Origin of the sequence: Thorsellia kenyensis (assembly GCF_042432445.1) — a bacterium.
Lineage (GTDB): Bacteria > Pseudomonadota > Gammaproteobacteria > Enterobacterales > Thorselliaceae > Thorsellia > Thorsellia kenyensis.
The window spans coordinates 1-13,343 of sequence record NZ_JBHLXE010000107.1 but is presented as its reverse complement, the minus strand read 5'-3'; the positions used below and the strand labels follow the sequence as shown (position 1 = coordinate 13,343).

Genomic DNA, 13,343 nt, shown 5'->3' with positions numbered 1-13,343 from the left:
ATTTATTTATAACTGGACTTTATAATGCAAGAATATTCAGTTTTCAGATTCGACTATGATGAAAAATCTAATCACGTTAAAGCTAGATTAAATGTTGATCTTTTAATTGAGGTTGACGATATTTTTTCTTGTAGAAAAAAAATGACCATAGAGCGTTTGAGTGAAGAATTTAGGCAACTAGGTTATGACTCGGATTACTTAAATGCTGAAAACGTCAAAGAATTTATTCTGTTATGTCAAAGCTATAACATTGAGCATATTACTCCCGCCGAAAACATTATCCCGCAAATGGTAGTTGCTACCATTTATCATGCTAAATTTAACCTTACTATTTCTACAGATAAATTGAACGCATTTTTAGAAATTATTCCTGCTAAAGGCGGATTGAAGATAAAGCTAAATGATGTAAAACAAAAAATGGTTGAGATGAACATAGTATTTGGCCTAAATGAAGAACTAATTGAGCAATTAGTTAATCAAGGAGAGTGTACTCCTACCAATATTGCAACAGGAACACCACCTGAACCTGCCAAACCAGCTCATTTTATAAGTTACGTAGATGGATTAGTACCATTTGATACGCTTAATGATGAGGAAGAAGAATCTTTTTTCGATTTATTTAGTTTAAAAAAACTCCCTTATATCAAATCAGATGTGCCTATCATGCGCCTAGTGCCTAAATATGACGGCGTTGATGGTATTGATATTTCTGGTCAATTTATCGTGCCTGAGAGTTATCCTGATATCTATTTTTCTGATGATTTGAAGGGAGTTAAAATAGATGAATTAGACCCTAATCTGTTAATATCTACAACAGAAGGAAAACCTATTTTACATAGATTGGGAATGAGCGTGGTTCCGTATCATGAAATCAATCTTGAGGGAATAGGAACTCAAAATATCGAATTTGAAGGCGCACTTGTTATTAATGGTGACTTACAAAACGGTATCAATGTTAAAGTTTCAGGTGATGTTGCTGTTGACGGTACGATAGGATTATCTACTGTAGAAGCATCAGGTAATATATTAACAAGTGCAGGTATTGTCGGGGCTAGCGATTCACAGTCTATATTAAATAGGCAGGTAAATATCATTTGCCATGGTGATGTCAAAGCAAAATTTATTGAAAATGCAAATATAACTACATCTAAATCTGTTTACTGTGAAAACTCTATAATAGGTAGTAATATTACTGCAGGTGGTTCTATTATTGTTGGAAAAAGAGGTGTCAATTCAGGGATCATACGAGGAGGTAAACTGATTGCATTTCATCGCATTACTGCAGGCTCAATTGGTTCAAATAATGGACTGCCTACTCATTTACAGGTGGGGATAGATCTTTTTGCTGACAAGAAAAAAATGGCTGTAAAGAAAAAGTATGATGAAGTCTTACTTGAAAAACAAAAATTAGATAAACTCATAAAGCTTATTTTTCAAGAACCTGAAAGGGGAAAAAACGGAATTATTCAGCGTGTAAAATTTTCACGTGATCAATTATTAAGGAAAATAGATGAACTGAGAGAACAATATCAGTTCATAGAGGCCAATATTCATGGCCTGTCTACTGCAAAGATTATTGTCTATGACACTTTGTATGCAGGAACCTCGGTTATTATTGGTAGTAAAGGTCAAGATTTCAAGCAAGAAATTTACAACAGCGTACTATATTTTGGACGAGACGGCGATATTAAAATTGGTAGCTTAACGTTAAAATAAAATACTTCCCCTAGTGAAGGGCGTGATTACTTGATTGCATAATGAAGCAATATTTTTTTCAAAAGGATGTGACTATCAATTCTTTTAAAAGCAAAATTTCTTAAAAGTTTTAATGGACCAAAATTATTGGAAAAAGTAAAATAAAGCATGTCCATAGTCGTTTGCATGAGTAAGTTTTCTTTTTTTCTTTTTTGCTCATAGATTTTTAGTATTTCATTAGAATACCACATTGAACCATTTTGAAAGGCTTCTGCAATTATCTCAGTAAGAATTTCTACATCTTTAAAGCCAATATTGGCTCCTTGTCCTGCAAGTGGATTTATTGTGTGCGCAGCATCACCAATTAGAACCACAGCACCTTTAAAGTAATGATCTGCATGCATTCTCCTTAAAGGGAATAGTGCTTTTTTGAAGATCGTAATGTTACCGATTTGATTAGGGAAGGCCGACATAACTTTTACTTTAAGCGTATTGAGATTAAGTTCATTTAAAGATTTGAGAGTATTTGAATCATCATACCAAACTAAAGATACCCAGTCATCGTGCAATGGCAAATAAGCTCTTGGACCATTAGGGGTAAATTCTTGCCAAGTAATATTGTTTTGTTTGCTATCTGTTTTGCATATAAGCAACATACAGGATTGATGATAGTCCCAACCGTGTGAGGAAATCGAGGCCAGTTTACGTGTAAAGGACTGAGCTCCATCAGCACCAATGACTAATTTAGAATCAATCGTTAAAGTTTCAGATGATTGATTTTTCAATGTAATATTGACGCCATGTTTATAGGCGAATTCATTAATTGCTATTATTTCACAATGATCAAACACATCAATATTGATGATATTAGCAATTAATGTATTTAAGCTTGATTGCAAAATGTCATTTTCAACCATAAATCCTAAATAGTCTTGGGCAATTTCTTTGGCACTAAATTGTACGGGTGTAAAATTTTTTTCCCAAACAGATAACAGTGAATAGGGTGTGGCTCTTCTTTTTAATATTTCAGAAAATATACCTAACGAATCTAAAAAATCAATGGTGCCTTTTGATAAGGAGGAAATCCTAACATCAGGCTCTTCGCTTAAAACATCATTGTGTTGCTTAAAGTGATTTTTTTCTATAAGTGCAATTTTAAGACCTAACTTACTTAAGGCAATAGCTTGTGTTGCACCAATCATTCCTGCACCAACAATAACTAAATCATATTTTAAAGTGTCTAATTTGCTCAAAACAGAGTCCTTCTAATTGAAATAGTGGGTAAGATATATGCCATTATAAAGAATAAATTATTTAAAAAACTGTGAAATATCAGTTTTATTAAGGATAATTTGTTCTTTAGTTTTTTTAGTTAGTTTTTTTATTTTATATTCATACTGAGCAGCTTCAATTTTACCAAGTGGTTCAGAGCAGTAAACCAATTCAATAGGTTGCATACCTTTTAGAAATTTTGAACCGCGACCCTCTTTATGTGCGCAATAGCGTTTTAAAACGTCGTTACTAATACCAGTGTAGAGTCTATTTAACTTGTCCCTGATGATGTAAACGTACCAAAAATTAGAAGAATTACTCATTTTAAAGAACCATTTAAAAAATTGATTAAAGAGACATCATATTAAATAACATAAATGAATGCAATTTATAGTGAAAACAATTCACTTTTAAATTTAGTATTGAAGTGCTTGTCTGTAAAAATCCAAGATGGAGTTTGAGAAAATTAATTAGGATTTAGTGACATATAAATATCTATTTATTGATCTTTTAAATACTATAGATAACATTGAGTTAAACACTCACAAAAAAAATACTTATTGAATGTAATTATCAGCCTAGACATTAAAAATAGCAATAGAATTCATAAGGGATGCAAAAACAGCCCATTTAGTATGATTGAAAAATAAGTAAAATAGCATGTTTGTTACTAAAGCTTTGCTAAACTATAAAGTAAAGTTAGAATCAAATTATAATGTAGTGTCACCAAAGAGAGACATTTAAATCATTGTTTTACATTGAATAAGTATAAGTTGATTATTAGTGTCGTAATATTGCAACAGATTCACGTTTACAGTGTAAGAAATTACACAGAAATACTTATTTATGTAAATAAAAATAAATTAACTTAAATAAATAGGATTTTAATCAATTGCTTATGGTAGTTGGCATGTTTTTTGCATAATCAATATTGCTATCAAACAACCAAGGAGCAATTATGAAAAATGTAATCAATAAAAATATTATTATCAATAAGAGAGTATTACAGTCAACAGTCCTGCTGTCATTTTTTTTAACAGGGTGTGCAGCATATACTTCTACTTCTGGATTTGATAAATGTGAATACAGTGACATTGACAGTCCAAATTTCAATTTAAGCTTATTAACAAATGATGAGGTAAGAATGTGTAATGCTCGCCAATATCAAGCATACACCTCTACACCAAATTACAGTTCTACACCAAATTACAGTTCTACACCAAGCTACAGTTCAACACCTAGCTATAGTAATAGTGCGTCCCCGAATAATATAATATCTAGTGCTGGTCTAACTTATAGTTCCTATATGGTAGCACTTGAAAAACGTCAAATTGAAAAACAAGCAGAACAGGATAGAAAAAAATATATCAATGATAAAAAAGAACTTGAAAGAATAAATAAGGAATTAGAGAAGAAAAAAATTGAATTGCAGAAAAGAGAGATTGAATTACGAAAAGAATTAAATGATGCAAAAGAAAAAGAGCTAGAAGATTTAAAAAATAAAAATCAGAATGAAAATTTAAATGTGCCAAATGCTACTAATCCATTAGTTCCAAAAAATGAAGTAGAGACTAAGCCCGATAATGAAGAATTAGTTGGTAAAACAGAACCACCCGTAGAAATAATCGATCAACCTAGTAACACTCCATCAATTGATCCGGTACTTGTTCCTAAGGAAGACGTACCCTTAGAACAAGAAAATGATTTGAAAAATGGTGCTTTAACTCAATCTCAAGAGGCAGAGGCACAGAGATTAGCGCAAGAACAAGCTGCAAATGAAGAGGCTCAACGCCAAGCGCAGGAAGCAGAAGCTCAGCGAATAGCGCAAGAGCAAGCTGCAAACGAAGAGGCTCAACGCCAAGCGCAGGAAGCAGAAGCTCAGCGAATAGCGCAAGAGCAAGCTGCAAACGAAGAAGCTCAGCGCCAAGCGCAGGAAGCAGAAGCACAGAGAATAGCGCAAGAGCAAGCTGCAAATCAAGAGGCTCAACGCCAAGCGCAGGAAGCAGAAGCACAGAGAAGAGCGCAAGAGCAAGCAGCAAATCAAGAGGCTCAACGTCAAGCGCAGGAAGCTGAAGCACAGAGAAGAGCGCAAGAGCAAGCTGCAAATCAAGAAGCTCAACGCCAAGCACAGGAAGCACAACGAATAGCGCAAGAACAGGCAGCTGAGTCTCAGAGAATAGCACAAGAACAAGCTGCAATTGCTGAAGCAGAACGTCAAGCTGCAGAGGCAGAAGCAGCCCGTTTAGCAGCTGAGGCAGAAGCAGCTAAACAAGCTCAGGAAGCCGCGGCAACGGAATAAGTACAATAATATTAAAAGTGTTAGTATAAAAATTGCTTATATCAATTGTTGATGTAAGCAATTTTTTATTTAAACTAAAATTTATCAATCGTAGATTCGTAAAAATGAGTACTTTAATCACTCTAATAAGTATATAGATACCGAAGTTGCTTTATTGTTTGGGAATATACAAGCATATGTCAGTACACTTTTAGCAATGATTAAAAAAAATAGGAAGATTGTTTTTTTAACATAAATTTGTTAGTATTTTACTTATCGTTAAATATGATTGTTTTTATATTGATTATTTATAGATTAGTATTTTTACTTATTTTGGTAAATTGACAGCTAGGGCATAGTTTTAAAAATAAGCGAAACTAATATTTGGTAAAAAATGATTAAATTCCTACTATTCTGTCAAATGTTTATAATTTACTGATAGCCACAATCATATTGATGTTTCTTTATGTAGAGTTCTTATTGAACCTCTTGTTCTTACAGGTATTCCATATTTATCAATTATTTAATTTAATCAGTCATCTATTTCAATTGTCCATAGATTATATAATCTTTACGCTGAGCGTCTTACTTTACAATTAATTAGTTTATTCTCTTAATTAGTTGTAATTTATGTCTCTTCTTCTTAAATTTACCAAAAAATGAGTATGTAATATCGAATTATCTTTGTATCCTCGTTTTTTTATGTTGTTGCTATTTAAATTTTTAGGAAAAGCATTCTAGTTATGAAAAAAATTACTTGTTTGTTGTTTTTAATCGTTTTTTTAGGGTCTTTAAATGTCAATGCAAAAAATGATGAAATAAAATCTTGTGGTTTAAATACAAATTTTAAACCCGATAATGAATTATTAACAATGGATGGATTTAAAATTAAGCAAATTACGCAAGAAGAATATGATGCTGCTGAACCCTTACCAAGTTGGTTTGAAGTGGTTGATGTACAAGGAGAACAAAATGGAACTTTTGAGGTACCATTAGAAAATGGCGAAAAATTAGTTTTTAATAATATCAACGTGGGAACAGATTCGGATTATGCACATTTTTTAGTTGGTATGTTTTCGGAATTAGATGCTTATCTTTTTGAACTTTCTCTAATGGAAACGTCAGATTTTCGTTTATATTCAAAGTTAGATGGTGAATTGATAGCAGTATTACCTGGCCCAACCCTAAAGCATCCGAAATTGCCATTGTTTTTTTCATTTGCTACTGTAGAATTTTTTAGTGGTACCTATGTGAGCGTATTTAAGCTAGATGAATCCAAAAAGTTAAAACAAATTTATGAGAACGCTTTTGGATTAAGTTTAGTCGCTTATGGCTACGGTGATGACCGAGCGTATCCAGCTGAATATAATGCTACTATTAAATTTACTTCTTATCGTGAAGAGAAAAATCCAGCGAGAAATCCAACCCTGTTTATTGATAAAAGCGGAATAATTTATTTGACTGTTCATCCGATTAAAAGAAAAAAAAGAGAGGCAACAGAATATAACCCGGAGGAAGAGGAACATGAGGTTCAATTAAAAGAAAAATGCTATTTATCGATAGAGTTACAATCGTAAATTATAATAAATAAACTACCTATGATTGAAATTTTAGTCTCTTAGCTTTAATTTAGAAATAGAAAAAGAGTAAACATCCTAATTTTTTCTGTTGTCCCTCAGTTCTGAATTTTATTAAAATCCTAATAAAACTCAACACAGAAGCAATATTCAATACCGAATTTTGTAGATATATGATTCCGTCTTTTGCTATTTTAAATGCCGTTTAAAGAATTTTTTGATAATTTGTTAATTTAAGATGAGTTTGGTTGTATTCCTTAAATGCCTATTGTAATCCCAGACTTCAAAAAACTTATAGTGTGCCATTTAAAATGCGGAATTTTCTTCTTCGAGTTCTTTAGTTTTTCATCATAAATATATCAAAGAAACGTTTTATCGAACATCATTTACATAAAGTAGCTAGACTAATACAAGACTAACAAAAGCTATCAAGAACTCGTAAACCTGAATAAGTTTGTATTAAAATTGATTTTATTACTGTCAGAGAAATTATTTATTATTGAAGATTTCAATTGGGGAAATTAGAGTGTAGGATGTAATTCAATTAAGATTTTTCTACTTAAAATTTTAACAATATTTTAAGTAGGATCGTTTAAATTTAAAGGGTTGTGATAAATATTTATTATAGGTAAAATGGTTTGCTAAAAAATAGAAAACTTCTTTTCTAATTAATATATTTTGTATTTATTAAGAGCAATTTTATATGTCAATTAACAACATTAAAGTTTTTGGAATAAAAAACTGCGATAAGGTAAAAAAAGCTCAAAATTGGCTTTCTGAGCATGAAAAAGTTTTTGAGTTTATAGATTATACGAAAGCGACGTTTGACGATAAGTGGTATCTTGATATTATCGATAAAATCGGATTAGAGGAATTTGTAAATAAAAAAAGCACGACATGGAGAGCACTTGATGCCATCAATCGTGAAAATGCAAGTTCAGTAGAAAAAGTAATTCCACTTTTACGAATGTATCCTAAGTTGATGAAAAGGCCTATTTTATGCATATATGATGACGAGAGTTTAATAAAAGTTGCTGTTGGTTTTAACGAAATAAGCTATTTGGAATTATTTAATATTTAAACATTGATAATAATTTTTAACTGCTTGTGTGCATGTGCTATCGCATTATGAAATAGTGATAACATGATATTTAAGGATTTTAAAATGGATTGGATAACTGTAATTGGTTTAGATAATTATTATTATCTCTGGTTGGCAATGGGATTGATTTTTCTGCTTTTAGAAATGTTGGGGACTAGTGGTTTTTTTTTATGGACGGGTCTAGCCTCGATTTTGATGGGAATAGTAATTTTTTTGCTTCCCGTAGATCTATCTTTTTCAACGCAATGGATTATCTATTCGGTCGTATTAGTTATTAATACCTATTTATGGTGGTTAGGCTATAAAAAAAGAAGAGCAAATGAGCAATACTCTTCTTTAAATGAAAGAAGTCATCAGTTAATTAATAAGCGGGGGATTCTTACTGAGGATATCCATATAGGGCTGGGTAGAGCACAATTCGGAGACTCAAGTTGGCGTGTAAGTAGTGACGAAAATTTAGTTGCAGGTGAGGAAGTTATAGTTGTTGCTGTTGAAGGTATCACTCTTGTGGTTAAAAAATGGGGCTCTCTCGTTTAACTTAAACTTGTGATAATTCTTTCTCCTGAAAGTTTAATGAATCCAAGGGTTTGATTAATTAGGTTTTAATTGATATCACCTCTTGGAGAAATTGTTTTTTTCGATTCAAAACGCACGGAAGGTGTAACCCCTTATGTTTATGGGGAATAACATAATTTTTGGTGCTGCCTGATTTCTTTTTTTCAGCAAATTGATTTTTAAAGTTTTTCCTAGTATCTAATTCATACACATGCTTAAAAATAGCAACGGCAAATAAGCTGAAACAAACACTATAAGAATTAGAAAAAAGCGAAAGCTAACGTGATTACATAAAAGTAAGATTACGAATGATAAATTAGATTTTTTTATTTTGTATAATGCCAGTATAGCAATAATTCAAAACTAAATAAAAAGCTGATTATTTCGCTAATTGGTAAGTTTTGAATTTGCAGCAGATAAAAAGATTAAAACGGAACGTTTGCCCTAAATGTAATGGGGGTCTTATTGGCTGGGTGAATGATTGAAAGTTCATATGCGTGCAATAATAGTCTTACTGATTTTTTTTTGGCAGATTCAGAAGCGTAGAATTTATCCCCTAATATAGGATGTCCAATCGACATCATGTGGACTCTCAATTGATGCGATCTACCCGTGATTGGTTTTAATAATACATCTGTTGTATTGTCTTTATTTCTCTTTATTACATTAAAAAGAGTGGTTGCTTTTTTTCCTGTTTCAAAACATACTTTTTGCATAGGCCGATAGTGCCAATCACAAATAAGTGGGAGATCAATCTTTCCTGATTGTTCATCTATTAGTCCATCAACTCTTGCTATGTAAGATTTATCAGTTTCTCTCTCCCTAAATTGTCGTTTTAATTCACTTTCTGCATCTTTAGTCAAAGCAACGACCATGATGCCGCTTGTCGCCATGTCTAACCTATGTACAGATTCAGCAAATGAAAAACGCTTAAGTATTCTATAAATAATACTGTCTTGATGAATATCTAATCTGCCAGGTACAGACAGTAACCCACTAGGTTTATCTACTACTATAATATGATCGTCTGCATACATGATATTTAAATAGGGCTCTAATGGAGGATTATATTCCTCCATTTTGGGTGCCAATGAAGGTGTAGCATGAGCAAATTTGTTTTTTTTCACAATTCTATCACCTTAATTTATTCATGAGTTACAACAATCACTCTAATTGCATCAAGACGTATATTCGCTTCATTTAAGTGTGAAAGAATAAGTGATTTATGGGACTTAAGCGTTTCAATTTCATCTTCTCTAACTGTTTTATTAATTTTGGATAAAGCTTCTAAACGATTAATTTCAAGATTAAGCGCTAATTTAGCCTCATTAGTTGCCGATTCTATGATCAGAGGTAATTTTTCATTTGACAAATCTTCGGCTTTTGAAACTAATGGCTTAATCTGATTTTGAATAACTTTAATAAATTTTTGCGCAGTTTTTCTGTTGATAGGTTTCAATTTTTTATTGAGTGCGGCAAAAGGAACGGAGTCTTGAATAGATTGACCATGCATATCAATGAGTAACCGAATTGGAGTAGGGGGCATGAAACGAGTTAATTGTAAGTACCTAGGGGATTGTGTTTCAACTACAAAAATACATTCCACAAAAAAAGAACCAATAGGCATTTTGGGATTGACCAATGCTGCCATAGCTGTACTTCCTGAATCACCAGCCAGTACCGTATCCAATCCATTTCTGATAAAAGGGTGCTCCCAAGTCAAAAATTGAGCATCTTCACGAACAAGTGCTTTTTCTCGCTGAAATGTCACTAGACTGCCATCATCCTCTAATCCTGGAAAGTCAGGAATAAGCATATGTTCAGATGGTGAAATGACCCATAAGTCATCATCTCTTTCGTCATATTGTAGACCAATTAATTCGAATAACTCTAGCCCAAATGATTCTAGTTGAGCCGCCTGCGCGTCATGTATTAACTCTTCCACTAGAGAAACAGCTGCTTTTCCACCATTAGAATTTAGTTCAAGTAATTTATCTCTTCCTTTTTCTAAAATTGCTTTCATTTCAGCGTGAGTTATTTTGCACTGCTCTATAAGTTTATGAAAAGTTTCGCTTTCTGTATCTTGTGAAAGTAATACATCATGAAGCATATCATTATATTGGTCATAAATAGCTCTACCAGTTGGACAGGTTTGCTCAAATGCATTTAATGCTAAGTGGTACCATTGCATTAATATGGATTGTGCCGTATTTTCCAAATAAGGAACATAAATCTTTATGTCATGCTGCTGCCCAATCCTATCTAGTCGTCCAATACGCTGTTCGAGAAGATCTGGATTAAAAGGCAAATCAAACATAATGATTTTATGAGCAAATTGGAAGTTTCGTCCCTCTGAACCAATTTCAGAACAAATTAAGACTTGTGCTCCATCTTCTATATCAGCAAAATATGCAGCCGCTCTGTCTCTTTCAATAATTGATAGTCCTTCATGGAATACTGCAGAACGAATTCCTTCTCGTTCTCTAAGGGCCTGTTCTAATTGTATTGCGGTAGTTCTATGTGCGCATATTATCAGCATCTTATCGTCAGTAGTATCAAGTGTATTGAGTAACCAATCTACTCGAGGATCGAAGTGCCACCATATAACATCATCCCCCCCAACAGCATGATAAATATTTTCGGGATAAAGTAAGTCTAAAACTTTCTTTTCTTTAGACTGATTTTTATTAAATGCACCATGAACTTTTATTGCTGTAGAATATTCCTTGGGAAGAGGAAGTGGGATGGCAATAAGTTCCCTTTTAGGAAAACCTTTAATTGCTTGTCTAGTATTTCTAAAAAGTAATCGACTTGTTCCATGTCTGTCTAAGAGCATATTAATGATGGTGGATTTAGCATTTTCTTTGCCTTCATCACATTGTGATAATAGATCCGTAGTATCCTCATCTGAGATGAGGGTTTGAATTGCATTTTTTTCATTTTCGGTTAATTTTTTATTAGCTAAAAGAGAAGCAACAGCATCAGCAACCTGTTCGTAATTTTTTTGCTCCTCAATAAAGGCATTGTAATCATGAAAGCGGTGGTTATCTAGAAGTCGTAATCTAGCAAAATGACCAGTAAGTCCTAGTTGCTCAGGTGTCGCTGTAAGTAATAAAACGCTAGGAATTATTTTAGCGAGATCTTCGATAATTTGATACTCACTGCTTGCCCCATCTGGTTTCCATGCTAAGTGGTGCGCCTCATCTACAACCAGCATATCCCATTTAGCATTAATTAATTTTGTAGTATCAATATTATCTTTAGTCAAAAAATCTAATGAACATATAATAAGTTGTTCAGTTTCAAAGGGATTAGCATCATCAAGTAATCCACCTTCGTATCTATCTTTATTAAAGAGTGAAAACCTTAAATTGAAACGCCTCAACATTTCGACAAGCCATTGGTATTGAAGAGTTTCAGGTACTACAATTAAAACTCTTTCTGTCTGGCCAGTTAATATCATTTGATGGATTATTAAACCAGCCTCTATTGTTTTTCCTAACCCAACTTCATCTGCAAGAAGCACTCTAGGGGATTGACGTTGACTTACTTGATTAGCAATATGAATTTGATGTGGAATTAAGGTGGCACGAATACTGCTAAGACCTTGCCAAGGTGATTTTAAGCGGTTAAATATATGATTTCGAGCTTCATATCTTAAAGTAAAATGCTTTGATTTACTAAACTGACCTGCATAGAGTCTGTCTTGAGGTTTATTAAAAGCTTTATTGCTATCTAGGAAAGTTTCTATAAAACTTTTGAATTCATTCGTTACAGGACAATTGCCAAGGTAAGTGATTATTCCTTCTTGTGTTTCAATTCTTTCAATAGTCAACTGCCATCCCTCTTGGTGATAGACAGTATCTCCTATACTATAAATAACTCTGACAAGTGGTGAATGAGCTTTAGCGTATATGCGTTGCTCATTAATTTGATTAAAAAATAAGGTTACGGTTCTCGTATCTGTTGCAATCAAAGTACCTAAACCCAAATCAATTTCCGCTTCATTTACCCAGCGTTGCCCAATAACAAAACTCTCTTCTTTACGATTTACCATCTTTATGAAACCATTTTAAATAGATTAAATTAAAAAACACAAAACCACTCGCTTGAATTATTACTAATAAGTCTAATTATAGCACCTAACCTTTTAAAGCGAGAGAAATATCTATTACCAGCATAAATTATAAGCAATGAAAAAGAATTGCTGGACATTTAATCCCTAAAAAAATAGATATTCAAGTTTATTGGGGAAGTCACATTTAAGAAATCAATTTAATGAATGGAGATTTTAAGTTCAATGTGAATTTTAGCGAAATTATCTCCTACAAGCTAAAAGAAAATTGCTATCTTAATTCAATGTGAAAGGACGTTTAAAATTCTAGGTATTTAAAAAGTCTACAATTAAATACATTTTGATAAGCGTATAATTTTTTACTGGTAAGTATCACTTAAATTTTTATGTTTGGGTATATTTTTTTCAAAAAGTGATTTGTATTTTCATTCAAACTAATTTCGACTTAATTAAAGTCATGTACAAATATTATTGATAAAGAACTTTTATGGTTTCTTAATCAAGTTTTTTCACTTTCTTATAAGGTCATTAAATACCAAAATCATTAGAGATGAGCTTATAGACTTACATGAGTGGCATCTTTTAAGGCTTTGTTTTTTTATTGTGACGTCTAATTTCGCTTATTTTTATACTGAAGTTACTTCAAGTTGCAGATGCTGATATTATTCCAATGCCTATTGAGTGGATGTTTAGTAATACAAAAACCTGAACCTTTATTTACATTCATTTGTAAGTACTTAAGGTCATAAATTAATCAATTTGGGTTTATTTAGCTGTACAACCATATAA

The 13,343-nt window shown here is 32.4% G+C and carries 9 protein-coding genes; 5 read left to right on the top strand and 4 right to left on the bottom strand.

Translation table 11 applies throughout. The features are described 5' to 3' along the window. Positions 1-24: 24 nt before the first annotated feature. Positions 25-1,716, top strand: a complete 1,692-nt coding sequence (locus ACFFIT_RS11155) for a flagellar assembly protein A (RefSeq protein ID WP_385877749.1) — start codon at positions 25-27, stop codon at positions 1,714-1,716. 26 nt (positions 1,717-1,742) lie between these two features. On the opposite strand, the gene ACFFIT_RS11150 is transcribed toward ACFFIT_RS11155, so the two are convergent. Both ACFFIT_RS11150 and ACFFIT_RS11145 read right to left on the bottom strand, forming a co-directional pair. Then, positions 1,743-2,948 carry an FAD-dependent monooxygenase gene (locus ACFFIT_RS11150; protein ID WP_385877748.1) on the bottom strand — a complete coding sequence of 402 codons (1,206 nt, stop codon included), beginning with the start codon at positions 2,946-2,948 and terminating at the stop codon, positions 1,743-1,745. A 57-nt stretch (positions 2,949-3,005) separates the two neighbouring features. After that, the gene (locus ACFFIT_RS11145; RefSeq protein ID WP_385877747.1) at positions 3,006-3,290 is read right to left on the bottom strand and encodes a GIY-YIG nuclease family protein; all 285 of its coding nucleotides are present in this window, start codon (positions 3,288-3,290) and stop codon (positions 3,006-3,008) included. Between the two features lie 635 nt (positions 3,291-3,925). On the opposite strand from ACFFIT_RS11145, the gene ACFFIT_RS11140 reads away from it, so the two are divergent. The 4 genes from ACFFIT_RS11140 (at position 3,926) to ACFFIT_RS11125 (ending at position 8,461) form a co-directional block, all read left to right on the top strand. Continuing rightward, on the top strand, positions 3,926-5,266 hold the full coding sequence (locus tag ACFFIT_RS11140) for a hypothetical protein (protein ID WP_385877746.1): 1,341 nt from the start codon (positions 3,926-3,928) through the stop codon (positions 5,264-5,266). Between the two features lie 722 nt (positions 5,267-5,988). Then, positions 5,989-6,822 (top strand): hypothetical protein, encoded by an 834-nt coding sequence (locus ACFFIT_RS11135; protein ID WP_385877745.1) that lies wholly within the window; start codon positions 5,989-5,991, stop codon positions 6,820-6,822. Between the two features lie 703 nt (positions 6,823-7,525). Then, on the top strand, positions 7,526-7,903 hold the full coding sequence (locus ACFFIT_RS11130) for a Spx/MgsR family RNA polymerase-binding regulatory protein (protein WP_385877744.1): 378 nt from the start codon (positions 7,526-7,528) through the stop codon (positions 7,901-7,903). A gap of 84 nt (positions 7,904-7,987) precedes the next feature. Further along, positions 7,988-8,461: an NfeD family protein gene (locus tag ACFFIT_RS11125; RefSeq protein ID WP_385877743.1), complete on the top strand. Its 474-nt coding sequence runs from the start codon at positions 7,988-7,990 to the stop codon at positions 8,459-8,461. Positions 8,462-8,904: 443 nt separating this feature from the next. Here ACFFIT_RS11125 and rluA read toward each other — a convergent pair whose 3' ends face one another. Beyond that, positions 8,905-9,558: a bifunctional tRNA pseudouridine(32) synthase/23S rRNA pseudouridine(746) synthase RluA gene (gene rluA / locus ACFFIT_RS11120; protein WP_385877764.1), complete on the bottom strand. Its 654-nt coding sequence runs from the start codon at positions 9,556-9,558 to the stop codon at positions 8,905-8,907. Positions 9,559-9,623: 65 nt separating this feature from the next. Continuing rightward, positions 9,624-12,536: an RNA polymerase-associated protein RapA gene (rapA, locus tag ACFFIT_RS11115; protein WP_385877742.1), complete on the bottom strand. Its 2,913-nt coding sequence runs from the start codon at positions 12,534-12,536 to the stop codon at positions 9,624-9,626. Between the last annotated feature and the right edge of the window lie 807 nt (positions 12,537-13,343).

Coding starts and splice junctions, on each gene's coding strand:
- ACFFIT_RS11155 (WP_385877749.1), top strand. CDS start 25: ATGCAAGAATATTCAGTTTTCAGATTCGACTATGATGAAAAATCTAAT.
- ACFFIT_RS11145 (WP_385877747.1), bottom strand. CDS start 3,290: ATGAGTAATTCTTCTAATTTTTGGTACGTTTACATCATCAGGGACAAG.
- ACFFIT_RS11140 (WP_385877746.1), top strand. CDS start 3,926: ATGAAAAATGTAATCAATAAAAATATTATTATCAATAAGAGAGTATTA.
- ACFFIT_RS11135 (WP_385877745.1), top strand. CDS start 5,989: ATGAAAAAAATTACTTGTTTGTTGTTTTTAATCGTTTTTTTAGGGTCT.
- ACFFIT_RS11130 (WP_385877744.1), top strand. CDS start 7,526: ATGTCAATTAACAACATTAAAGTTTTTGGAATAAAAAACTGCGATAAG.
- ACFFIT_RS11125 (WP_385877743.1), top strand. CDS start 7,988: ATGGATTGGATAACTGTAATTGGTTTAGATAATTATTATTATCTCTGG.
- rluA (WP_385877764.1), bottom strand. CDS start 9,558: ATGGAGGAATATAATCCTCCATTAGAGCCCTATTTAAATATCATGTAT.
- rapA (WP_385877742.1), bottom strand. CDS start 12,536: ATGGTAAATCGTAAAGAAGAGAGTTTTGTTATTGGGCAACGCTGGGTA.